Origin of the sequence: Sivoneniella epilithica UHCC 1019 (assembly GCF_040830845.1) — a bacterium.
GTDB lineage: Bacteria > Cyanobacteriota > Cyanobacteriia > Leptolyngbyales > Leptolyngbyaceae > ULC077BIN1.
Window position 1 is genome coordinate 31,953 of the sequence record NZ_JBFPDP010000040.1, and the last position, 20,581, is coordinate 52,533.

Annotated in this window: 22 protein-coding genes and 5 pseudogenes; 15 read left to right on the forward strand and 12 right to left on the reverse strand. The window is 46.9% G+C overall.

Annotated elements, in window-relative coordinates:
* The first annotated feature begins 1 nt into the window (after position 1).
* On the forward strand, positions 2 to 982 hold the full coding sequence (locus AB3R30_RS20090; protein WP_458650999.1) for an ankyrin repeat domain-containing protein: 981 nt from the start codon (positions 2 to 4) through the stop codon (positions 980 to 982).
* Positions 983 to 1,033: 51 nt separating this feature from the next.
* On the opposite strand, the gene AB3R30_RS20095 is transcribed toward AB3R30_RS20090, so the two are convergent.
* Complete coding sequence (locus tag AB3R30_RS20095) at positions 1,034 to 1,834, reverse strand: Rpn family recombination-promoting nuclease/putative transposase (RefSeq protein WP_458651018.1); 801 nt, start codon at positions 1,832 to 1,834, stop codon at positions 1,034 to 1,036.
* Between the two features lie 170 nt (positions 1,835 to 2,004).
* On the opposite strand from AB3R30_RS20095, the pseudogene AB3R30_RS20100 reads away from it, so the two are divergent.
* The 3 genes and pseudogenes from AB3R30_RS20100 to AB3R30_RS20110 form a co-directional block, all read left to right on the forward strand.
* A pseudogene (locus AB3R30_RS20100) lies at positions 2,005 to 2,133 on the forward strand (RHS repeat-associated core domain-containing protein); the annotation flags it as partial.
* Positions 2,134 to 2,190: 57 nt separating this feature from the next.
* On the forward strand, positions 2,191 to 2,805 hold the full coding sequence (locus AB3R30_RS20105; RefSeq protein WP_458651000.1) for a hypothetical protein: 615 nt from the start codon (positions 2,191 to 2,193) through the stop codon (positions 2,803 to 2,805).
* Positions 2,805 to 3,365, forward strand: a complete 561-nt coding sequence (locus tag AB3R30_RS20110; protein ID WP_458651001.1) for a hypothetical protein — start codon at positions 2,805 to 2,807, stop codon at positions 3,363 to 3,365. Before AB3R30_RS20105 ends, AB3R30_RS20110 begins: the two co-directional genes overlap by 1 nt.
* 39 nt (positions 3,366 to 3,404) lie before the next feature.
* Here the strand turns inward: AB3R30_RS20110 and AB3R30_RS20115 are convergent, their stop codons facing one another.
* On the reverse strand, positions 3,405 to 4,337 hold the full coding sequence (locus tag AB3R30_RS20115; RefSeq protein ID WP_458651002.1) for an Rpn family recombination-promoting nuclease/putative transposase: 933 nt from the start codon (positions 4,335 to 4,337) through the stop codon (positions 3,405 to 3,407).
* 26 nt (positions 4,338 to 4,363) lie between these two features.
* On the opposite strand from AB3R30_RS20115, the pseudogene AB3R30_RS20120 reads away from it, so the two are divergent.
* Positions 4,364 to 5,233, forward strand: a pseudogene (locus tag AB3R30_RS20120) (RHS repeat-associated core domain-containing protein); the annotation flags it as partial.
* A gap of 61 nt (positions 5,234 to 5,294) precedes the next feature.
* Positions 5,295 to 5,636, forward strand: a complete 342-nt coding sequence (locus tag AB3R30_RS20125) for a hypothetical protein (protein ID WP_458651003.1) — start codon at positions 5,295 to 5,297, stop codon at positions 5,634 to 5,636.
* A 111-nt stretch (positions 5,637 to 5,747) separates the two neighbouring features.
* Here the strand turns inward: AB3R30_RS20125 and AB3R30_RS20130 are convergent, their stop codons facing one another.
* The 3 genes from AB3R30_RS20130 to AB3R30_RS20140 are packed head-to-tail and all read right to left on the reverse strand — an operon-like array spanning position 5,748 to position 6,945.
* Positions 5,748 to 5,960, reverse strand: coding sequence for a DUF4351 domain-containing protein (locus tag AB3R30_RS20130; protein ID WP_458651019.1), 213 nt, complete (start codon positions 5,958 to 5,960; stop codon positions 5,748 to 5,750).
* A gap of 7 nt (positions 5,961 to 5,967) precedes the next feature.
* Positions 5,968 to 6,093 (reverse strand): hypothetical protein, encoded by a 126-nt coding sequence (locus tag AB3R30_RS20135; RefSeq protein ID WP_458651004.1) that lies wholly within the window; start codon positions 6,091 to 6,093, stop codon positions 5,968 to 5,970.
* 15 nt (positions 6,094 to 6,108) lie between these two features.
* Positions 6,109 to 6,945, reverse strand: a complete 837-nt coding sequence (locus AB3R30_RS20140) for an Rpn family recombination-promoting nuclease/putative transposase (RefSeq protein WP_458651005.1) — start codon at positions 6,943 to 6,945, stop codon at positions 6,109 to 6,111.
* On the opposite strand from AB3R30_RS20140, the gene AB3R30_RS20145 reads away from it, so the two are divergent.
* Complete coding sequence (locus AB3R30_RS20145; protein ID WP_458651006.1) at positions 6,944 to 7,849, forward strand: RHS repeat-associated core domain-containing protein; 906 nt, start codon at positions 6,944 to 6,946, stop codon at positions 7,847 to 7,849. The genes AB3R30_RS20140 and AB3R30_RS20145 overlap by 2 nt on opposite strands.
* 561 nt (positions 7,850 to 8,410) lie before the next feature.
* Here AB3R30_RS20145 and AB3R30_RS20150 read toward each other — a convergent pair.
* On the reverse strand, positions 8,411 to 8,539 hold the full coding sequence (locus tag AB3R30_RS20150) for a hypothetical protein (RefSeq protein ID WP_458651007.1): 129 nt from the start codon (positions 8,537 to 8,539) through the stop codon (positions 8,411 to 8,413).
* 15 nt (positions 8,540 to 8,554) lie between these two features.
* A complete protein-coding gene (locus tag AB3R30_RS20155) occupies positions 8,555 to 9,448 on the reverse strand; it encodes a DUF4351 domain-containing protein (protein WP_458651008.1) in 894 nt (297 codons plus the stop codon).
* Between the two features lie 104 nt (positions 9,449 to 9,552).
* Here AB3R30_RS20155 and AB3R30_RS20160 point away from each other — a divergent pair.
* The 7 genes and pseudogenes from AB3R30_RS20160 to AB3R30_RS20190 all read left to right on the forward strand — a co-directional run.
* Positions 9,553 to 9,768 (forward strand): annotated as a pseudogene (locus AB3R30_RS20160) (RHS repeat-associated core domain-containing protein); the annotation flags it as partial.
* A gap of 174 nt (positions 9,769 to 9,942) precedes the next feature.
* Positions 9,943 to 10,362, forward strand: coding sequence for a hypothetical protein (locus tag AB3R30_RS20165; protein WP_458651009.1), 420 nt, complete (start codon positions 9,943 to 9,945; stop codon positions 10,360 to 10,362).
* A gap of 60 nt (positions 10,363 to 10,422) precedes the next feature.
* Entirely contained in the window at positions 10,423 to 10,830 is a 408-nt protein-coding gene (locus AB3R30_RS20170; RefSeq protein ID WP_458651010.1) for an ankyrin repeat domain-containing protein, read from the forward strand.
* 50 nt (positions 10,831 to 10,880) lie between these two features.
* Entirely contained in the window at positions 10,881 to 11,030 is a 150-nt protein-coding gene (locus AB3R30_RS20175) for a hypothetical protein (RefSeq protein WP_458651011.1), read from the forward strand.
* 135 nt (positions 11,031 to 11,165) lie between these two features.
* Positions 11,166 to 11,921: a peptidylprolyl isomerase gene (locus AB3R30_RS20180; protein ID WP_458651012.1), complete on the forward strand. Its 756-nt coding sequence runs from the start codon at positions 11,166 to 11,168 to the stop codon at positions 11,919 to 11,921.
* Complete coding sequence (locus AB3R30_RS20185) at positions 11,918 to 14,881, forward strand: peptidase domain-containing ABC transporter (protein ID WP_458651013.1); 2,964 nt, start codon at positions 11,918 to 11,920, stop codon at positions 14,879 to 14,881. Before AB3R30_RS20180 ends, AB3R30_RS20185 begins: the two co-directional genes overlap by 4 nt.
* A 70-nt stretch (positions 14,882 to 14,951) precedes the next feature.
* Positions 14,952 to 16,517, forward strand: a complete 1,566-nt coding sequence (locus tag AB3R30_RS20190) for an HlyD family efflux transporter periplasmic adaptor subunit (protein WP_458651014.1) — start codon at positions 14,952 to 14,954, stop codon at positions 16,515 to 16,517.
* A gap of 11 nt (positions 16,518 to 16,528) precedes the next feature.
* Here the strand turns inward: AB3R30_RS20190 and AB3R30_RS20195 are convergent, their stop codons facing one another.
* The 3 genes and pseudogenes from AB3R30_RS20195 to AB3R30_RS20205 all read right to left on the reverse strand — a co-directional run.
* A complete protein-coding gene (locus AB3R30_RS20195; protein ID WP_458651015.1) occupies positions 16,529 to 17,335 on the reverse strand; it encodes an SMI1/KNR4 family protein in 807 nt (268 codons plus the stop codon).
* A gap of 35 nt (positions 17,336 to 17,370) precedes the next feature.
* Positions 17,371 to 18,066 carry a NucA/NucB deoxyribonuclease domain-containing protein gene (locus tag AB3R30_RS20200; RefSeq protein WP_458651020.1) on the reverse strand — a complete coding sequence of 232 codons (696 nt, stop codon included), beginning with the start codon at positions 18,064 to 18,066 and terminating at the stop codon, positions 17,371 to 17,373.
* A pseudogene (locus tag AB3R30_RS20205) lies at positions 18,058 to 18,276 on the reverse strand (RHS repeat-associated core domain-containing protein); the annotation flags it as partial. The gene AB3R30_RS20200 and the pseudogene AB3R30_RS20205, both read right to left, overlap by 9 nt.
* Before the next feature lie 105 nt (positions 18,277 to 18,381).
* Between AB3R30_RS20205 and AB3R30_RS20210 the strand changes: the two are divergent.
* Positions 18,382 to 19,305, forward strand: coding sequence for a tyrosine-type recombinase/integrase (locus AB3R30_RS20210; RefSeq protein ID WP_458651016.1), 924 nt, complete (start codon positions 18,382 to 18,384; stop codon positions 19,303 to 19,305).
* A 121-nt stretch (positions 19,306 to 19,426) separates the two neighbouring features.
* Here AB3R30_RS20210 and AB3R30_RS20215 read toward each other — a convergent pair whose 3' ends face one another.
* Together AB3R30_RS20215 and AB3R30_RS20220 are read right to left on the reverse strand one after the other, a co-directional pair.
* Positions 19,427 to 20,242, reverse strand: coding sequence for a hypothetical protein (locus tag AB3R30_RS20215; RefSeq protein ID WP_458651017.1), 816 nt, complete (start codon positions 20,240 to 20,242; stop codon positions 19,427 to 19,429).
* A gap of 39 nt (positions 20,243 to 20,281) precedes the next feature.
* Positions 20,282 to 20,581: pseudogene (locus AB3R30_RS20220) on the reverse strand (IS701 family transposase); the annotation flags it as partial.

Sequence of the window (20,581 nt, forward strand, 5' to 3'; positions counted from 1 at the left end):
CATGAGTAATTTCCCAGGAGGCATAAAATCACTCTTGTCAATAGCTGCCAGAAGTGGTTCGCCACAAGTGGTTGAACTTCTTATCAAATCTGGAGCTAATGTCAATTCTTTGGATGAATCTGGAAATGCGCCCATACATTGGGCTGCTACGGGAGGATTTCTAGATGTAATCCACTGTTTATCAGAAAATGGTGCAGACCTTAACTTGCGTCGTAGAGATTCGCGGCTTGCTTTACACTGTGCTATTGATTACGAGCAAAAAGAAGTAATTGATTTCCTGTTAAATCAAGGAGTTAAAATTGATGAATGCGCCAGTGTCATGCTGGGTCGAGTTGACATAATTAAAAAATTTATAAGTCAAGGTTTCAATGTAAATAAAACCTATAAAGATTTGGGTGGTTATCCAATTACTGATGCCATTCGTTTTCAACAAATAGATACAGTTGAGTTTCTAATTCAAACAGGTGCGGATCTCCACATTGTGCTTAATAATTCAGGGGATTCTGTTCTTCATCTGTATAGGGCTGTAGAAGATATTGATATATTTAATCTGCTGATATCTTCTGGAGCAGATATCTCTTCAAAAAATAAGCAAGGATTCACGCCTTTACATGTTGCCGCTAGGTCAAGCTGCCTAGATGTTGTTAAACGATTAGTCGAGCTAGGCGCAGATGTTAATTCAGTTGGAGAAGATGGCAGTACCCCCCTATGGCAGGCAGCGTACTCTCAAAATCAGCAAACTGTAGAATATTTATTGCTATCTGGATCTCAAGTTAATATTAGTGATGGCTTTGGTAAAACACCGTTGCAGGCAACTATACATCGCAGAGGAGGAACTTCATCTGCACACACTTTAATTGCCCATGGTGCCGATGTCAATGTAACTGATCAGCGCGGACTTCGTGCAATTCATATAGCTGCGGCACAAGGCAATGATGAATTAGTTAGATTGCTTCTTGAACATGGTGCAAATATATCTTGAACTTTTTGAGCCTTGTAGATACTGTGTAGCAGCCAAGTGCGATCGCGTTGACTATTTTGGTGGGTTTTGAGGTAATATCGCCTGCAACTGCTCGATTTGTTCAAACGATAGTCCAGTAACACGAGCGATCGCCTCCACCGTCATTTCCTCCTTTAGAAGATTCATCACTACTTGCTGAAGCGCTTCCTGCTGCCCCTCTTCTTTAGCTTCCTGGTATACCCGCGTCTGCTGCAAACTGATTCCCAACATCGTTTCAATCTCCTGCCGACTCAGATTTGTAAACTTGTAGACCATGATACTGGTCAGCATCTCCATTATGGCGCGACTAGCTGCTGGCTCGTCTATTTCCTGCCGTGATCGCACGAGTAACGCTCTTGCTTCTGCTGGTGCTTGAGCTTCTCCAAGGGTTGTCAATACCATTAATGCAACTCCTAACGGTAATTGCTCCATCTCTCCCAACTCGTCCAAAAACACACGATGCACTTTATCGCTTTCCAGCAACGCCCGATAAGGTTCAATCTGGCTCTGCTCCATTGTGCGGCATGGATAAATCACTACAGCTTGCCAATCCCTGAAGCGATCGCGGTTGCGATAGAAATACAAAAACGACTGACCAAATAACCGCTCATACAACCGTTCATCCTTTTGAAATTGAACCTCACAAAAGTACACAATTCCGGGTACTTCAGTGTCAGGGGGTAAGAACACTCCGTCGATTTTAAACCGAGGTTCTTTCACCGCTACGGAATCGAATCGATACTTGTCAGCACCCAGAGGTGGCTCTTCGAGTAACTCAAATAAAAGCGTCGGAGATTGCTGAAATAAGGCATAGAAAATTGAATCCCGTCTCATGGGTGAGTCAGACTGAACAATCAAAGCGATTGTACTACTAAAAGTCTTGGGAAAGGATGCCAGATTCAAGGGCGATCGCCCCTCCAAACCACTAATTTTCACATCTACACTACCGTTATGATGCTTTTGGTAAAACCATAGGCGGAACGGGTGCTGTAGATAACAAATACCTGTTTGCAGGGGAGCAGTTTGACGAGAGCTTGAACGATTACTATCTGCGGCAGCGGTATTACGACACCAGTACGGGAAGGTTCGCCAGAAGAGACAGCTATGAGGGTAGTCTAAGTAACCCTCTAACACTGCATAAATATCTTTACACCCATGCAAATCCAGTTAACCACACAGATCCAACTGGATTGTTCACCCTTGCTGAAGCTAGCGCAGCCAATTCAGTTCGTAACATTTTGGCAGGAATCCAAGCTGATACCGGAGCTTACTTCATTAGCTCCACTCTTTCTAATGGTAACTATGGGGTAGATAACTTTTTTACAGATTTTGCAATAAATGCAGCTTTTGTATCTGTTGGATTCGCTGCATCCTATCTTCTCAAAAACTTGCCTCCGATACCTGTTCCTCGCGGTGGAATGATTGTAGGAGGGAGTATTGAAAACTTTGGTCAGGGTTTTGGTATTTTGGCAGGTAGGACTGTCAAAGTTTCTCAAAAGGGGCTTGAGATTGTGGAAACCCATTTAAAGAGGTTTGGTGATCATCCACCTAATACAATGATGATAGAAAGACTTCGAGCAGCACATAAAGCAAACCGTCCAATCTCAAATGCAGATGCAGTTTTCTATACACATGAAGTTGCCGAAGCTGGTTTTATGTCGAGAGGCATGGCTTATGAAGAAGCCCATTCAGCAGCTTTAGCTAAATACGCAGTAGATCAAAGGTCTGTTTATGCACCTGAAGTTATCCAGGCACATCCAGATCACTTCAATAATTATTGGAAAAGCTTTTGGGGGTTAAAATAATGTTTGAACTAGAACTAAATTCAGGTAAAAAGGGGCGAATTTGGTTAGACGAAGTTCCTCCAACAGGTTTCACAGCTCAAAAAATTTGTGAGGCAACTGTTGACATTTGTGAAGCAACAACTGCAACTTGTGGCAAACCCCATCAAGCTGCTATTGAATTGCGTCTATTTCAAGGTTCCCGACCTGTTTATGGCTTTCTAGGAGCAAAATTTTCACCTGAAGAAACTCAAAAGCTCCTCATTCAAGTTGCTGTAGGCGAAAATGAAACACCTAGCTTTCAAGAATTTCTTGCGGTAGCACCTGAAATTATTCAAATAGGAATTTCAGAAGAATACGTACCCGCTATTCTTAAAAAGGCATTAGAAGTGCAAGAGGAGCTTAGCTCAGTACCATCAGGTAAAATTACTTTTAATTGTGCTGCTCATGGTCTTTTTTCGTCTAACTTGATAACATTTGGATTTCTCAGTCAAACAATTATGCTTACCATTGGTTTACTTTGCAAAGAAACTCCTCAAGATAAAGTTTTGAAGTTCGTGGAATCAATGATCAATGACTTCTAAAGTACGATCGCACCTTATGGCGAGGAGCGATCGCGCTGGTTATGCTTGCGGAGGTTGAGGATCGATCTTCTGCAACTGCTCGATTTGTTCAACAGAAAGCCCTGTGATACGCGCAATAGTTTCTATAGGCAACTTTTCTGCCAGCATCCGCCGGGCGATTTCAACTTGAGTTTCTTGTCGCGCCTGCTCTGCCCAACTTGTGACAATTTGCATAATGCCCTCTCGCTCGTTTACCTCTAGTTTACCAACCTCTTCCTGAAATGCTTGCTCTTCCTGACTGTTCAATCGCAGATACGTGTCCACAAAACCCGAAATCAAGCGGGTTCTCGCTGGGTCTAATCGCAGTGTAGCCAACAGGCGTAGACATTCTGCCTTTACCTTGGGGCGATCGCCCGGTGCAATCTGCATCTTGCTCATCAATGCTGCCGCCACTGGATTGTGCTGATGCAAATAGTCTCGCCAGTTCAATCGATTGAGTTGAATTGCCTCAAAGCTAAATTCCAACACCTTCCGGTTGGGAAACTCTACGGTATAGCGGTTGACTTCTTCACGATACGGTTCATCAAACGAAAACACCACAATCGGGTAAATATCCTTGAGATGCCGCTGATGCAGCCTTGCAAAGTAATGGAACATCCTGCGATTGAAGTGGGCTTGACTGGATGCCTGAGCTTCCACATGAACCAGAAAGGTCGCATTTCGACCCGCCTGCTTTACCTCTACTAACAGATCAATCACTTTCTCCTCACCTTCGACTAAATCTGCAAAATATTCCTGTTGCAGAAAGCGAAGCGAATTGGGTGCGATCGTGCTGGCAATCTCCGGGATGAATAGCTCCAAAAACTCGATGAAGAAGGTGGAGAGGAGTTCTTTGAACAGGCGATCGTGGTCAATCATAGCGGGGGTATAAAGCAGTTCAGAGGTTCTAATTATAAGAGCGAGCGATCGCCCCTCCAAACCACTAATTTTCACATCTACACTACCGTTATGATGCTTTTGGTCAGAATCTCGGTGATGCGGGTGGTGTAACGAATAAGTACCTGTTTGCTGGAGAACAGTTTGATGAGAATTTGGATGATTACTATCTCAGGGCACGGTACTACGACGTGGAAGCAGGAAGATTCATACGACGGGATGATTATGAGGGAACTCTTGACAATCCTGTAACTTTGCAAAAGTATATTTATGCAAATGCAAACCCTGTCAGTGGGATCGATCCAAGTGGATTTGCGACATTCGTTTACATTCACTCAGGTGCTAACTGGTATGGACATGCTGCGATAGATGTAAATGGTACAGTCTATACGTTTGGCAGGTATCAACCAAGTGGAACAATTCCCCCCCACTCCGGTGGCACAAAAGGAGGAGGCTTTTTATTCAGAGTAACAACTGCCGAATATTTTAACAATCCTGGCTTTACATCTTCACAGGACACTGTAGATCGCTATTTCTTAAACTATACTCCAGCCGAAGAACGTGGAATAGCTGAGTTCTTTGAAAGCCGATATCGGCAACCTGGGGAGACTAAAATGCATTATGGTCAGCTAGGTAAGATGATAGGAGAATACAGATTTGTTGCTGGTGCTAACAACTGTACTACCATTATTCAGGATGCACTTCCTGATAAGGGTGTAATGCTGTACGGCGCGGCGCATGAGATTTCGCCTATTCAGTATGGTCAACTTTTAAATGAAGCTTCATACCTTAACCCTAGTAGGGTCACCAACGCAGGATCACGTAGATCATCAAGACCAGCGAAAGAGCCAGGATTAGGGAACCCTATTGAAGTCCTCATTTACTTTGCAATGGGTAAGTGGTTTGAGGACGCTGGAGTTGATTTAATTTTGCCTTCTTGGGGATTCTTCTAAGAAACAATATTCAGAATAGTTGAGAATGTTTTTGCACTAAACTCACTTTATTTAAATATCAATGAGCAATCGTAAGTTCTATCTTTCTGTTCTCTGTATTTCTCTGTTACTCAACTTTCTAGTTCTGCTTAATTCTTGCAACAGTCCGGAATACAAGTTTGGTGTTTTAGAAAGAGATGTACCAGTGGTGCTTTATACCATCAGCGGGAAAAAGGTGCTTTTGACTTTACCCAAGGGTTTAACTGTAAGAAACGAAACACCTGAAGGCTTAGCCAGAATTTCACTACTAGCTCCTTATAGGTTTTCAGTTCAAATTGCTGACGGTGAAGATGATTTAGTTGATTATTCTCGAAGTGGAAGATCCACATATTCTACCAAACGTACAGAAACTGGAAAGTTTTAGTGCGTAGCCTCTCAGTTTAGAAGGAAGTGAAGACACAGTACGATCATTTGAAACTACTGGATTTAATGAAAGCGCGATCGCGTATCGTGTAGGCTGGTCGAGTGCGATTGCCTAGCCTGCATTTTCTTTCAACCATTGCTCCAAATCTACTAAGCTCTTAAATCTTAGAAGAGCAAGACTCAATGCCTTGAGGCGATCACTCGGTAGATAGACAATCGCATCTTGAATATTCTGAGGCAGCTCTATAAATAGGTTTGTGAGTTGCTCTAGGATGAGCGATCGCTCTGATGGTGGTGTGAGGGAGTGCGATGGCAGGTGGGTAATGCGATCACTACTGGTTGTTTGCTTGGAGTTGTTCGAGTTCGGCGATCGTCAATTTGGTAATGCGAACGATCGTTTCCAGTGGAATGTTCTCCTGAAGCATTTTCAGAGCCAGCAACGCTGAATTAACAGTCATGTTCAGCGATCGCTTCTACCCATTTTCCCTCAACCAATTCTCCAAATCTGCCATGCTGCTGAAATCTAGCAACGCCTCTCCCAAGTCTTCCAGTTGAGGTACAGAGAGTTGCTCAATTTGTGATCGTGCTTGTTGGGTCAATTCCCCCACTCGGCGATTGAGAAGGCGCAGAATGAGCGACCGCTCACCCTTGAGACGTTCTTCCCGACGAACTTCCTCACGTGCCTCTTCCCGCAATTCCTGATAAATTACAGACTCTTGCATCAGTTCTCTCCGTAACAATCGTCGAATCATCTGTTTTTCTAATACTAACCCAGCCAATATGCCAGTGGCGGCAGCTAAATTGCTCTGCTGCTGTCTGCCTTGTAGTGCGTCAATTGCTTCTGCCACTTCCCGCAAAACTGAGAAGCGATCACTCGTTTGACTCAACACAGCGTAGGGCAACAGTCCAGGGCGCTGAAAGAAAACCTCGGTGGGTTGCTCCCATAACCTTACCACTTGAAACTCGTGCCGCAGGCGATTGGCAGTAAACGTGTTTTGCTGCACTAACTCGGAGTCAGTAGGACGTAAGTAAATCACCACTTGCACCAAACGTTTTTGAGGAAACCGTCTAAACACGCGAAGGGCGTAATCTGCCATCCGAAAGGGCATCGTTGAGTCAGGGTCGGTTTGAAACTCACAGTGTAAAACCACATCAGCCGATTGCAGCAGAATCAAGGCATCAGCGCGAATCGGTTCCAGCGACAATTCGGATGGACTCAATTCAGTCAATGCAATCGGTTCACCCACCAGCCAACTGGCAAAATCGGCTGAGTATTGCTCAACAAGGAATTTGGAAACGTTATCAAACATGGTGCGATTGTACCAGCTTGAGGGAATGATTTTGAGTCTTTGTATGGAGCGATCGCCCCTCCAATCCCATCATTTTCTGCATCTACACTACCGTTATGACGCTTTTGGGAAAAATATAGGCGAAACGGGTGCTGTAGACAACAAGTACCTGTTTGCAGGAGAGCAGTTTGACTCGAATTTGGGTGACTACTATCTAAGACAACGTTACTACGACACTGACTCTGGACGATTTACAAGGCGAGATACTTATGAAGGCAGACAGGCTGAACCACTAACACTGCACAAATACAGCTACACTCACAACAATCCAATCAATGGAGTTGATCCATCAGGTCTACTTGCTCTAACAGAATTTGTTGCTAGAGATGTCATCTTTGGTATATTAGCCGCCATCAAAGTTGCTTCCATAACGACAGGTTCTTACAATCCTGAACGACTTGGAGGATTTGGCGAAGATGCTCGACCAAGGACTGTACTAGATAGCATTCTTGCATGGCGGAATACCTGGACTCCAGAACCATTGGGTGGAGTTGGTGGTGGAAGTAGCCCAAGTGTTCCTTCTCATACTGGTCGTTCAGCGGGAGACATTAATGACTTTGTACAGTATGTCTTTTCAATTAATATCGACGTAGCATATGACATTGCTTATCAACATGCTTGGCCAGACCATCGGGGAGAGTTCCAACCAATTGGAATAAACAGTGCACAAGAACTTGCAGAGCTTATAGAGAGTATAATGATGAACCCATCAGATCAAAAAAGCTCAGGACACCGAACGGCTTACTGGGATGACAATACAGGAACAATAGTGATTGAAAATCCGGAAGACCCTCATGGTGGAACAGCATTTCGACCTAGAAATAAAAAAGAATTCTTTGATGTTTGGCCTGACACAAAGAATTAGTGCAACTTAAGGATAAATCATTTTCAACATGTAACACTGATGAATTAAAACAATGCAATATATATCTAGTGATGGTGATTTACATCTAATAGGTTTGAGCTATCATGAACTAAGGATAATATCTAATGTAATTTCTGAAGTGTGTCGATCCATCTCAGAGAGAGAGTTTCAGACACGGGTAGGATACTTCTTGGAAGAGGTCATTCATTTCCTTGAATACCTTAGACAAAAACTTGATTTCAACGCATCAGATCAACCTGTTATCAGTATAGAAATCTCGAGAAATAATTTCTATACTGTGTGGCAATCCTTTAACGAGGTATGTAACGGTTTATATAATATTAATTATGATGAAACAATTGGAATTAGTGAATCAGATCTCAAAATAATGTTTGAGGAATGGATGGATTTGCGTGAATCTTTTCCCAGGGACGATCCTAAAGAAAACTAAGCTTCCTTCCCTAATAGGTTAATCGAAGCATGAAACCCAACATTCAGGAACGTTTACGAGATAGACGATCGCAAACAGCTATGATTCTGCCAGCAATCTCACCTTCAGTGCTACGGTGGTGGGTCAACCTGGAGTTGTTGAAGTTGAGCGATCGTCAATTTGGTAGTGCGAGCGATCGTTTCCAGTGGAAGGTTCTCCTGAAGCATTTTTAGAGCCAGCGACGCTGAATCAACGGTCATGTTCAGCGATCGCTTCTACCCATTCTCCCCCAACCAATTCTCCAGATCTGCCATGCTACTGAAATCTAGCAACGCCTCTCCCAAAGCTTCCAATTGAGGCACAGAGAGTTGCTCAATTTGCGATCGCATTGGCTCTGATAGTCCTCCCACTCGGCGAGTGAGCAAGCGGAGAATGAGCGATCGTGCTTCTTCCTGCCGACTTTTTTCTTGCGTCTGCTGCTCCCACTGCAAAAAGGCTTCTGAAAGTGCCATCATCGACTCCCGGTTCGTAAAGTCCAAAATCTCATCTATCTCGATTTTAACCTTCCAGCTTGCCAGCAACCGCAAGATGCCATTCCGTTTCGGATGTTCAAGCGGAAGTGCCAAGACCTCTTGGATGGCTCGTTCTTGCGTCCGATCACGCCCTAAAATTCTCAGGAGCAAGGTCTCTTCTGTTTCAGGTAATTGGTCAATGGCAACGATCGCAGTTTTCAGCCCCTCACCCAAAAAATAAATCCCTGGCAACCAATCCTCCCTCACCTCCCCTTTGAACGCTCCGATAACGGGTTTTGTCACGGTTGCTGCGAGAATCCAGAGTTGCGGTAAGTCGGTTTCCTTGAGCTTCTGTCCCAGTTGCTCGGCTTTGCGTCGTTCATCCTCTTGAATCCAGATCAGTTTCAACAGGCACGTTCTCACCTCATAGCGAGTGGGAGCATTGCGAAAGGGTTCTAGCAACACCATTGTTTGTGTGATGCGTCCCAATGTCCCTAGGTCAGTTGCTTGTGCAGTTAGCGTAGCGGTAGGAACAAACCAAAGGTCAACAAATTTCGATTCCCCCGGTATCTCATATTGCCGCTTCACAGAACCCAGGGGAGCAAGCAGTTCTTCCAAATACTGCTTGGACAACTGATCAAAAGGATTTTGAGCCATGTTAGCCCTTTGGCAATCTGGTAGTGCAATCGTATTGTATCGTTCCGCGATCGCCCCTCCAAACCCACTAACTTTCACATCTACACTACCGTTATGATGCTTTTGGGGAAAATCTAGGCAGCACGGGCGTTGTAGAAAACAAGTACCTGTTTGCCGGGGAGCAGTTTGACGAGGTTTTAGGAGACTATTACCTGCGGGCAAGATATTACGATGCGGAAATTGGAAGATTTACTAGAAGAGATTCTTGGGAAGGACAACGCACAGAACCTATAACTCTTCAGAAGTACATCTACGCAAATGCTAATCCAGTCAAATTTATCGATCCAACTGGATTTTCTGTCCTTAACTTTGATCGAGGTGGTGAGATTAACAACCTAATAGGTCAGTACTTCATCACCGAGAATGTAGAGAAGCGTGAGTATGACCGTCACGGTGTTCGCTGGAGTGATTTTTTAGGAGCGATCGATGGAAGTCGTCAACTAACTTTACAATATGTGATTAGGCGAGCACTCAATGACTACAATCATCCAGGAGTTCCTCCTTTTAATAGATTAAGACCAGACTTAGTAGATTTTGGCAGTTATGAAGTTTATGAAATCAAATCCTCAAATGAGCTAACTAGAGGATTAGGAGAATTAGCTGCATATCTTACTCTCCTTAACGGAGTTTCAGAAATGCCTCAACATTGGCTACCAGGGAATACATTTACACCTCCGCCATTCATAGTGACTAAAAGTAGTGATATTGTCTGGGTTCATCCACCTATCTTGGGTGTTGTTACTTACGATATTATTAGCGATTGGATAGACGCAGCCGCGGCAACAGCGGCATACATCACTATTCAGAGAATTACTTCGGAATTAATACCACAACTTGCTTTAGCAGCTTTCAATGCTAGTCGTGGTGCTTGGTAGCTACATGGCTCATCAATCTAATGTGGGTTTTTTACGGTAAAAATTCAGGACACAATCTACATGGCTAGAAAACTTGTTTCAATGAGTTCTGCGATGGAATCGGCAGTTTCATCAAAATCTATACCGAGCATTTTAAGCCTTCTAGAGCAAGGTGAGTCTATTGATGTATGCCAACGTGCCACAGGTGTAAGTCTGTTGATGTGTGTAATTCGGGAAGGATTAACAGACTTAGCTTGTCAACTTATTGAGAGAGGCGCTGACATTGAGGCTAGGAGCGCAGAGGGCGAAACTGCTCTTATGGAAGCTGCCATTGTAGGTAACACTGATCTGGTAAAGTTTCTTCTAGATCGTGGAGCTAAACCCAACCGCAGAAGTCGTAGTGGTTGGACAGCAATGCTTTGGGCAGAAATTAATGGGTTTCAGGAAATTGTAGAAATGCTGCAACGGGCAGATGGGCGATTTTCATAGTTGCTCAGAATCTCCGAATCTCAGTGCGATCATCCCTGGCGTAGGTTAGATTGAGCATTGTCAAGTTTCTGTCTGTAAACCCGTGGGTGAAGCGAAACCCAACACGCCCATGCAATTTCATGGAGAATGTGGATGAAGGAGTGACGGAGTGCGATCGCGTTGGCTATGCTGGCGGATTTTGCCTTGAGATCGCCCCCTAGCCATTCCGCACGATTCTCTAAAATTCTTCCACTGTCATAGTGATTCCTCCATTAGAACTGGGTACTCTGCACTAAGGATTGTCAAAGCTAATCGCCAACTCTGACTATCCTCCTACCGCCCTGCCGCATCTACCTATGACCACCCCAGTTTTGCAAATCGGGAACCGTACCATCACGACCACCGATTTGATGCCCCTGCTGATTCAATATCAACTGCTGCCGCAACTCTGCCGGGAACTGCTGACTGATCAGGCAATTGAAGGCATTGAGTGCAGCTTAGAAGAAACTGAGCAAGCCCTGGAACAGTTCTATGAAATCCATCACCTGACGGAAGTACCCGCTCGTCAAGCCTGGTTACTTCAGCAGGGCATCACACCCCAACAACTGGAAACCCGCGCCACTCGCGCCCTGCGGATTGAGACATTCAAACACCGCACCTGGGGCAACAAATTGGAGTCCTACTTCCTCACCCGTAAATCCGAACTAGATCAGGTGATTTACTCCCTCATCCGCACTCTCCACCCGGAAGTGGCACAGGAACTTTACTTCCGCATTCAAGCCGATGAGCAATCCTTCGCTGACCTTGCCCAGCAATACTCGCAAGGATCTGAAGCCGAAACGGGTGGACTGCTGGGACCCGTGCCCCTGACCCAACCCCATCCTGCTCTGGCAGAAAAACTGGTTCAAGGTCAACCCGGTCAACTCTTTCCACCCACTCAAATTGGTGAGTGGTACGTTGTCTTCCGGTTGGAAAAACTGATTTCGGCTCAACTCGATGATGCCATGCGGCAGCGGCTGCTGGATCAATTCTTTGACACCTGGTTCCAGGAACAGTTAACTCAACCCCAGCCCACATCTCAGCTTGCCCCACTTGCCCTGGCTCACGCATGACCTCCACTACCACCCCCATCTACGATTTTCTGGCGACCACTCCCCCGTTCGACCGCCTGAGTGAGAATGCCCTAGAACTGTTAGCCAGCAAACTTCAGTTGCTGCGCTACCGGATGGGACAAGCGATTGTAATGCGCGAAACTATGCCTGCTCAAGTCGCCATTCTCTACCAAGGGCAAGCCCGACTGCTCGCCTATTCTCCCCACTCGCAACTGCCCGACACCCTGCAACTGTTGCGCCCTGGAGCCATTCTCGGTTGGGCTGGGCTGCTGCGCGGCATCCCCTGTGAAACGGGAATTGCGTCAGTTGAATCCGTCTGCCTCACCCTGCCTGCCCAAGACTTTCGTTTACTTCTCCAACAGGAACCCGAATTTGCCGCTGCCTTTCACCATCATGTGGATTTGACCGAACTGTTTGATCTGCTGGGTGCCGAACTGCAACGTCAAGCAATTGGCGAAGTAGACCTCAAAGCTTTGACGCTCAAACTGGTTCCCGACGCAACCGTTCTTACTCTGCCGAAGGGCAAAACACCCCTGAGTCAACTCGACCCCAACCTGCTCTGGCTCCTCAGCGGCGGCACCACCAACTTCACCCCAGGCGATCGCCTAGATGATCCGCAAGCCGTCCTCACCATCGACAGCCCCTCCGCCCGTCTAATCGGCATTCCCATTGCAGCCATTCGCCCTCAGCCGTTAGCCGTTAGCGATCAAGAGCTAACAGCGAATAGCCAACCGCGAATAGCTGAGATCCCCTTCGCCCCAGAACGTCCAACCGCTTTGGAAGACGACGAAGAGACTTCCAGGCGTAAAGCTAAATATCCCCATGTCAAGGGTCGCGGACCGATTGATGGCTCCCTTGCCTGCTTCCAGATGCTTAGTCAGCTCTGGAAAATGCCCTTTCGTCGGGATGTCATGCGCCGTGCCTTAGTCAATCAAGACCGACGCAGCGGCAGCATTTCCCTGCAATTCTGTGGGGCGATCGCTGAATTGATGGGACTGACCGCCGAACTGGCAACCGTGCCGTCTGCTGCCTTCACCCGTTTGCAAACTCCAGTGATGCTGCCCTGGCAGGATAGCTTTGCTTTGCTGTACAAAGCAACTGAAAAGGAACTGGTGCTGGCAATTCCCGAACAGGGCATCCGCCGAATGAAACCCAGTGCCTTTGCCGAAGCTTGGGGAGAAGAAGGCGAGGTGGTGCTGCTACAACCGACTAAAGATACGCCCCAGCAAAAGTTTGGACTGAATTGGTTTATCCCGTCGGTCATCCGCTACCGCAAAGTTTTGATTGAGGTCTTGCTGGCATCCTTCTTCGTGCAACTGTTTGGGTTGGCGAATCCGTTGATCACTCAGGTGATCATCGACAAAGTGATTGTGCAGAACAGTGGGGATACTTTGCACGTCCTGGGTAGCTTGATGATCCTGATGGCCGTCTTCGAGGCATTGCTGTACGGGCTGCGGACGATGCTGTTTGTTGATACCACCAACCGAATTGACATGGCATTGGGCAGTGAGGTGATTGATCATCTGCTGCGATTGCCCTTGCGCTACTTTGAAAAGCGCCCCGTGGGAGAACTCGCCACCCGCATCAATGAACTCGAGAACATCCGCCAGTTTCTCACGGGCACCGCATTGACGGTGGTACTCGATGCTGTCTTTTCGGTCATCTACATCGTGGTCATGCTGTTCTACAGCCTCTTGCTCACAGCTGTTGCTCTAGCAACCGTACCGCTGTTTGCGCTGCTCACCTTGATTGTTTCGCCGATCATCCGGCGGCAGACCCGGATCAAAGCGGAGCGCAATGCCGAGACGCAATCGTATTTGGTGGAAGTGGTTTCTGGAATTCAAACCGTTAAAGCCCAGAATATCGAACTGCGCTCTCGTTGGCAGTGGCAAGACCGCTATTCTCGCTATGTGGTGGCTGGCTTTAAGACCGTATTGACTTCCACGACCGCAGGGTCGCTCAGCAACTTTCTCAACCAGTTATCCAGCCTCCTGCTGCTATGGGTTGGTGCTTACCTGGTGCTACAGGGACAATTGACACTGGGACAACTGATTGCCTTCCGCATCATTGCTGGCTATACCACCAGCCCACTCCTGCGACTGATTCAACTGTGGCAAAACTTTCAGGAAACGGCATTGTCCTTGGAACGGTTGGCTGACATTTTGGATACGCCCCAGGAAACCGAGGAAGCCGATCGCAAGAACATTCCCATGCCTGCAATTGAGGGCGTGGTCAAGTACGAAGACGTATGCTTCCGCTTCAACCCGAATGGGTCCCGCCAGCTAAACAACGTCAGTCTAGAAGTCCCAGCAGGTAAATTCATCGGCGTGGTCGGTCAAAGTGGAGCCGGCAAGAGTACCCTAACCAAAGTGCTGCCGCGTCTGTATGACCTGGAGTCAGGGCGGATTTTGATTGACGGCTACGACATCCACAAAGTCGAGTTGTATTCGCTCAGACGACAAATCGGCATGGTGCTGCAAGATACGCTGCTGTTTGATACCACCGTCCAGGAAAACATTGCTCTGACCAATCCCGATGCGACTCCCGAAGAAATTGTGGAAGCGGCAAAGATTGCCTTTGCTCACGAGTTCATCATGGAATTGCCCAATGGCTACAACACCAGAGTGGGGGAACGGGGAGCCTCTCTTTCCGGTGGACAACGCCAAAGAGTAGCGATCGCCCGCACGGTGTTGCAGAATCCTAATTTGCTGGTGATGGATGAAGCAACTTCTGCCCTGGATTTACACAGTGAGCGGCAGGTGTGTCAAAACTTGATGGCGGCATTTCGAGGACGCACGGTCTTCTTCATCACCCATCGACTTGCCACGATTCGCAGTGCTGACTTGATTTTGATGATGGACAAGGGGGCTGTGGCAGAGCAGGGAACCCATGAGGAACTAATGGCAATGAAGGGATTGTATTACTGCCTGTACCAGCAGCAGGATGCGGGTGGGGAGTAAGAGGGATGAGGCGATGGGGCGATGGGGCGATGGGGCGATAGGGAGATGAGAAAGCAAGAGGCAGTCTGACATGACGATTAGCAACAACGGGCATCTCAATACAGGGGAACTCAATGGCAAGGTGAATGCCAATGTGGAGCCAGTTCCTACAGCACAACCTCAATCAGAACCATGTCCAAAGGTAAAACCAAAGCGGGTGTTTAAGGAAGAGCGGTTTGAACATCCGCTAATGATGAAGCAGTCGCCATTCTGGTCACGGGCAATCCTCTGGGTCTTGATGGGCGTGACGGTTACGGGGGTGACTTGGGCATGTTTGGCAGAAATTGAGGAAGCCATTCCAGCCCAGGGGAAACTAGAGCCGCGAGGGGCTGTGAAGGATGTTCAGGCTCCCGTCAATGGCGTGGTCAAGGCGGTCTACGTCAAAGATGGGCAACAGGTAAAACGGGGAACGTTGTTATTGCGGCTCGACCCGACGACGGTGCAAGCGCAACTGGCTTCGCTCAAAAAGATTCGGCTGACGCTGGTGCAGGAGAATGAATTTTACGGAGCGCAGATGCGGGGGCAAGCAACCGATCCCAGGGTGCCGATTCCAACCCAATTTCTGAGTTTGACCCGCAGCCGCTCTCAGTTAGTGGCAGAAGATCAGATGTTTCGAGCGCAGTTGGATGGTACGACTGGGGGGAATGCTTTGACCTCAGACCAACGGGAGAGATTGCAATCGAATCGAGTGGAGTTGGAAACCCGGACGACCGCAGGCGGCTTAGAAACTAGTCAACTGTATCAGCAGTTGCAGCAAGCGCAGACGAAGCTGGTGGCTGCTCAAAAGACATTTCAAATTAATCAACGGCTCTTAAATAATGTGGCTCCCCTGGCAAAAACCGGGGCAATTTCCCAGGTGCAGTACCTGAAGCAAGAGCAAGAGGTGGAAGCGAACCGTTCAGAGGTGAGGCAGCTACAGCAAGAGAAAATCCGGCTGCAATTTGCCATCTCTCAGTCGCAAACCAAGGTGGAAAATACGCGGGCGGGCGATCGCAAGGAGGGGACGACAAAACTAGCGGAAAATGGTCAAAAGATTGCCGAGATTGATAGTCAATTGAGCAAGGCAATTCTGGAGAACAATCGCCGAATTGCGGAGATTGACAGTCAGTTGAGTCAGACGCAGCAGACGTTGAAGTATGGGGATTTACACGCGCCTGTGGCGGGAACGGTGTTTGAGTTGAAGGCAGGTTCACCGGGGTTTGTGGCAAATACGACGGAGCCGATTCTCAAAATTGTGCCGAATGATGCGCTGGTGGCAAAGGTGTCGATTACCAATCAAGACATTGGCTTTATCCGAGAAGGCATGACCGTCGATGTGCGGATTGATTCGTTTCCATTTAGTGAGTTTGGCGATATTCAGGGCAAGCTAATCTGGATTGGCTCGGATGCATTGCCGCCTACCCAAATTCAGCCTCAGTATACGTTTCCGGCAAAGATTCAATTGCAGCGGCAGTCGTTAAGAGTGAATGGGCGCGAGGTGAAGTTGCAGTCGGGCATGTCCCTCAGTGGCAATATCAAGATTCGCAAGCGCACGGTCATGAGTATCTTTACTGACCAGTTTACCAAAGGGGCGGAAGGGTTGAAGTTTGTCAGGTGATGAGAATGCCACTATTCAACTTTTTCAAGCCATTCATCTAGGGTTAAATACAACCCTCCCCCTCTTGCTGAATTAATTTCCTTAAGCTTGACTAAATTACCTTGTAGCACTGTTATAGCTTCTGCCGGACGAAACCTCCACAATGTTGCCAAAGTAGAGGTCAAAGAGTCAAGTCCTCTAGAATAATCTCTGTCTTCTATTAATTCTTCTGAAGTACACACATCTATGGATGATGTTAGCTCTGAAATCGCTTCAGCTAATGCGTAAGGGTTATTTCTTTGCCAAATTTCTGAGGATAGATAATAGTCTTCCTCGACATTGCCTTGATCGTCTACAGCTATAGCTCCAGACGCAAAACATTCAACAGTGGATGTTAACATACTGGTGATACTGTCACAATACAGATATGAGTCACCTACTTCATTAATGTAAATAATGTGAGCCTCTTCAAAGTAATTACGTCCTAGTGTAATGGCAACAGAATCCGAATCTACTTTAATAAAAGGTAGCAGGCGACAACCTCTATAAGTTGGAGGAGCGTCTCCATATAGTTCCCATTTCATTTCTTCAACAATAAGCTCGACCGGAGAAAAGTCAAGAATGTCTCCTGAATTAAAAGGTCGTGGAAATCCATTTAGACTTCCGTTCCTCCATTCATATAATTCGTAAAAATCATTGGGTAATGTCTGTTCCAGTTCTGATAAATCCGACTGAAGAATAGACCGAGAAATTCCTGGATTTAACTCTTGAACAAACTTTAAAAAGTGTGGACTGATGAAACTTAATAGAGTTTCCCCAAGAACAGAAACATTGCTCATATTTTTCACCAAAAAGTTGTTAATTCAAGTCATCGTTAGACTGATACAGGCTGCCCTTGTCTGTCTAGACCGAATGACCCACCCAACCCTGGAACAGGAACATTCAGGAATAGACTGTAGAGCCGATTAGTTCCATACTTGGTCACATTAACGTTTGGTTTATTCCAAAAATGTCGTAGTCTCGTTCCATTACTAGCATTTTGAGAGCCATTCACTTGATGCAGAGACACAAGTCCCATATTGTAATTATTCTCACCTCCTTCTATGGTCGAACCATACGGAAATTCATCTACTTGTGACACGCGGCTTCTACCTATAGATTGAGGATGATCGTATCTCCATTTGTCGGGAAACCTCGTATCTCCACGATGTAGTGCAACACTAATAGGTATAGATTGTCCAATTGCGCCACTTGTGTTGTTGATGGTGTATCCAGAACCTGTTACAGCTTTAAATTGGTGTTCTGTAACTTCATTCACATCGTTTCCCCAAAAAACTATTGGGACTCCTAAAAGGCGGTTTAGGCTTCGAGCAGTGCTGACAGTCATTATTGCGCCAAAAGCTGTAGCTGTTGCCACCGCCGCTGCTATGGCGAGCATACTTGTTCGTGTTGCTTGATAGGTACGTAGTGCCGCAGGCAGACGATAAGCTGCTTCTAAGTCTGTTCGCAGTTTTTCTGTTACTGTAAACTCTTGGATATTTCCACTAAATAGCCCGGTTGGATCAGTCATCGTAATTGGATTATTGCTGGCATAGACATACTTATTCGCATTGCTGAGATCTCCCACCCCAGCTTCATAGGTGTCCATTCTGCCGAATCTACCAGTATTCGTATCATAGAAACGCTGACGTAGATAGTAATCGTCTAAGTTTTCGTCAAACTGCTCTCCAGCGAACAGGTACTTGTTCTCTGCCGTGCCCGATTCACCAAGCTTCTGACCGTAGGCATCATAACGGTAGTGTAGATGTGAGAATTAGTGGATTGGAGGGGCGATCGCATTAAGGTAAGAAGCAATGGAAACCATGCTTACACCTTGGAGAGCATCATGATAACCCTTAATCCATTTGCCCCACCTTCAGAAGCCCCCTTCCAAACGGTGGCATCTTTTGTGTTCGACCTGCAACCGATGGTGGTCGTACAGAACAATCAAGACCTAATTGAGCTATGGTTGCATGGTAAGAGCAAAAACACCTGTGATGGCTACCGTCGTGACATCAAATATTTTCTAGCATTCGTGGAGTATAAATCTCTGCAAACCATCACCCTTAATGATGTTCAAGCCTTTGCCAACGCTCTCATCGCCCAAGGGTATGCTCCTTCTACGCAGCGACGCAGATTGTGTGCCATCAAATCCCTGATCACCTTTGGACACGACCTCGGCGTATTCACTCGTAACGTAGGCAAACCGGTGAAACTGCCTAAAACGAAACTGACGATCGCCGAACGGATTTTGAGTGAACAGCAAGTTCTCAGCATCCTTTCTCATACGTCCAAAGCCCGTGACTACGCCTTACTACGATTGCTATATGCCACGGGAGCGCGAGTGTCTGAAATCATTTCATTGCGCTGGCGGGATTTGCAAGACTCCAACTTTGGTCGAGGACAAGTGACCTTGTTTGGCAAGGGGCAAAAGACGCGCACCGTTGTTTTCAGTGCGGCGACCTGGCAGATTGTCAGAGATTTACGGGAAACCCTAGACCCAGATGAATTTGTGTTCAAGAGCCGGAGTGGAAAGATGCTGGATCGCAGTCAGGTACAACGAATTCTTAAAACTTCCTGCGATGGCGCAGAGGTAGCCGCGAAAGTCTCACCTCATTGGTTTCGGCATTCCCATGCCTCCCATGCTTTGGAACGAGGCACCCCAATTAACTTAGTGCAAGTGACTTTAGGTCATGCCAGCATTGCCACTACCGGCATCTACCTCCATGTGCGCCCTCAAGAATCGAGTGCATTGTATTTGGCAGTATGAGAATCTATCAAGGCAACAGTGGTTGAATTTGATTGTGACCGCTTCAACCAACAAAATCGGATTTAAATTGTGAGCCTGTTCCCAGCTTCTTAATTGAGTCAAACAACAGTGATCGCATCCCTCATAAAGCGATATCTTGACTAATAGGGCGAATGTGTCTGACGTTATGGCGTTGCCCAAGCCCATGCTGTTGATGATGGCTTTCAATCTCCGGTCTACGGTTGGCTAGAGCTTGTTGTACTCGACCTTGAGAAGCCGAATAGTTGTTGCCCCTGAGTAACTGTAAAAGCGCGGGAACGCCAATAAACCACTTGTCATTAAACGCTCTAATTGGATCATCATTCCAGGCAATAATCAGAGAAATCGCCTCATCAATTTTCTCTAACGCAGTTCCCTCATCCCGAATTCTTCTTTGCGGCATATGACTCGCGACAGTTCGTTGAACTCTGGGTTGAACTGGCACCGCTGGCACCACGGTCGGAGGTATCGGAGCAACTGGAGCCGAACCCGTAAACAGTTGTTTTAACTGCTGAAACTGCATCAACTCCGCCTTCAGTCGCTCATTTTCACTCTTCAACGCCTCCAATTCCTCTACGGGTCGAATCGCCCCCGATTCCATACTTTGAAGTTGTACCCGCGCTTGGTCAAGTTTTGCCGCAAGTTTTTGATTTTCCGCCCTCAACCTTTCCACCTCCGCCGTAAACCATTGAAACGTGCTGCCAAACGATTCAATCGAAGTTGCTATCGTCGGAGTCGTATCGTCTCTGAGAAACTTAACGATCGCCTGCATCACATCCGCATTAGAGCCTTCAACATTGAATTTTGTTGCCGCCAATTCTTTGAGTTGATGCATTAAATCCGTGGGCACACTCGCACGAGACTTGCGGGGATGGATTTCAGGATCAGGATGAGCGATCGCCATTGATTCATTCTCCATTTCTTCAACTGGTTCAATAGCCGCAAATTTAGGCAGGGATTACGCAGTTGGATTGAGAACAAAGCGAGGAGCGGCTAAATAGGAACGAATCGCATCCCGCACGATCGCCAACTTTGCCTCGTACCAACTGATGCCCGTTGCGAACCAATGCAGTTCCAAACGCAGGAAGGCACGAATCGCTAAACCAACATGATTGCGCTGGGCACGACTGGAACGAACCTGAGCACGTTCGGCTCCGCAACATTGCTTGAGTCCTCGATGGTACTCCTCAATCGCCCAAGCAAACTCGGCGAACTGAAGTCTTTGGAGTTCACTTAAGTTGAGGTCATTGGTCGCCCA

Bases quoted from the DNA above. Each gene is read 5' to 3' on its own strand.
- AB3R30_RS20090 (WP_458650999.1), top strand. From the start codon at position 2: ATGAGTAATTTCCCAGGAGGCATAAAATCACTCTTGTCAATAGCTGCC.
- AB3R30_RS20095 (WP_458651018.1), bottom strand. From the start codon at position 1,834: ATGAGACGGGATTCAATTTTCTATGCCTTATTTCAGCAATCTCCGACG.
- AB3R30_RS20110 (WP_458651001.1), top strand. From the start codon at position 2,805: ATGTTTGAACTAGAACTAAATTCAGGTAAAAAGGGGCGAATTTGGTTA.
- AB3R30_RS20125 (WP_458651003.1), top strand. From the start codon at position 5,295: ATGAGCAATCGTAAGTTCTATCTTTCTGTTCTCTGTATTTCTCTGTTA.
- AB3R30_RS20135 (WP_458651004.1), bottom strand. From the start codon at position 6,093: ATGACTGTTAATTCAGCGTTGCTGGCTCTGAAAATGCTTCAGGAGAAC.
- AB3R30_RS20145 (WP_458651006.1), top strand. From the start codon at position 6,944: ATGGTGCGATTGTACCAGCTTGAGGGAATGATTTTGAGTCTTTGTATG.
- AB3R30_RS20140 (WP_458651005.1), bottom strand. From the start codon at position 6,945: ATGTTTGATAACGTTTCCAAATTCCTTGTTGAGCAATACTCAGCCGAT.
- AB3R30_RS20150 (WP_458651007.1), bottom strand. From the start codon at position 8,539: ATGACCGTTGATTCAGCGTCGCTGGCTCTAAAAATGCTTCAGGAGAAC.
- AB3R30_RS20155 (WP_458651008.1), bottom strand. From the start codon at position 9,448: ATGGCTCAAAATCCTTTTGATCAGTTGTCCAAGCAGTATTTGGAAGAA.
- AB3R30_RS20170 (WP_458651010.1), top strand. From the start codon at position 10,423: ATGGCTAGAAAACTTGTTTCAATGAGTTCTGCGATGGAATCGGCAGTT.
- AB3R30_RS20180 (WP_458651012.1), top strand. From the start codon at position 11,166: ATGACCACCCCAGTTTTGCAAATCGGGAACCGTACCATCACGACCACC.
- AB3R30_RS20185 (WP_458651013.1), top strand. From the start codon at position 11,918: ATGACCTCCACTACCACCCCCATCTACGATTTTCTGGCGACCACTCCC.
- AB3R30_RS20190 (WP_458651014.1), top strand. From the start codon at position 14,952: ATGACGATTAGCAACAACGGGCATCTCAATACAGGGGAACTCAATGGC.
- AB3R30_RS20195 (WP_458651015.1), bottom strand. From the start codon at position 17,335: ATGAGCAATGTTTCTGTTCTTGGGGAAACTCTATTAAGTTTCATCAGT.
- AB3R30_RS20200 (WP_458651020.1), bottom strand. From the start codon at position 18,066: ATGACTGATCCAACCGGGCTATTTAGTGGAAATATCCAAGAGTTTACA.
- AB3R30_RS20210 (WP_458651016.1), top strand. From the start codon at position 18,382: ATGATAACCCTTAATCCATTTGCCCCACCTTCAGAAGCCCCCTTCCAA.
- AB3R30_RS20215 (WP_458651017.1), bottom strand. From the start codon at position 20,242: ATGGAGAATGAATCAATGGCGATCGCTCATCCTGATCCTGAAATCCAT.